This window comes from Bradyrhizobium genosp. SA-3 (assembly GCF_004212635.1).
Lineage (GTDB): Bacteria > Pseudomonadota > Alphaproteobacteria > Rhizobiales > Xanthobacteraceae > Bradyrhizobium.
This window is the reverse complement of record NZ_PSRT01000334.1, coordinates 1-779: the sequence shown is the minus strand read 5'-3', so window position 1 is coordinate 779 and position 779 is coordinate 1. Positions and strand designations below refer to the sequence as shown.

Sequence of the window (779 nt, the reverse complement as noted above, 5' to 3'; positions counted from 1 at the left end):
TGTCATTCGGCCTGCAATATTGACCCCCTAAGCCGGGGGATCGGCGTCCAAAATTGACCCCCTACAGATTGGTCTGTTGCGCTGCCTGCTTTGGAACGAAGCAGGTGGTGGGGGATGCTGATCGTGGAGACGATTGCCCGGATCCGGCGCGAGCACTTCGTCAAGGGCAAGACGATCAAGGAGATCGCCCGTGACCTGAAGGTGTCGCGGAACACGGTTCGGAAGGTGCTGAGGTCGGGAGAGACCTCCTTCGAGTACGAGCGGCAGGTGCAGCCGCGGCCAAAGCTGGGACGATGGGCAGTAGAGCTTGACGGATTGCTGGCGGCGAACGCGGCTAAATCGGCTCGTGAACAGCTGACGTTGATCCGGATCTTCGAAGAGCTGCGCGGCCGCGGCTATGACGGCGGTTACGATGCGGTGCGGCGTTACGCCAGGCGGTGGAGCAAAGAACGCGGGCAATCGACCGCGGCCGCTTATGTCCCGCTGAGCTTTGCCCCAGGCGAAGCCTACCAGTTCGACTGGAGCCACGAGGTGGTCTTGCTGAGCGGCACCACGGTGATGGTGAAGGCCGCCCATGTCCGGCTCTGTCACAGCCGCATGCTGTTCGTGCGGGCCTATCCGCGGGAGACGCAGGAGATGGTGTTCGACGCCCACGACCGGGCGTTCGCCCTGTTCAAAGGCACCTGCACCCGCGGCATCTACGACAACATGAAGACCGCCGTAGAGACGATCTTCGTCGGTAAAGGGCGTCTCTACAATCGCCGCTTCCTGCAGATGTG

The 779-nt window shown here is 62.3% G+C and carries 1 protein-coding gene; it reads left to right on the top strand.

Going from position 1 to position 779, the window contains the following annotated elements; all coding sequences use genetic code 11:
* Nucleotides 1-114: 114 nt before the first annotated feature.
* A partial coding sequence (gene istA / locus CWO91_RS42355) for an IS21 family transposase (protein WP_130221192.1) occupies nucleotides 115-779 on the top strand: 665 nt, incomplete at its 3' end.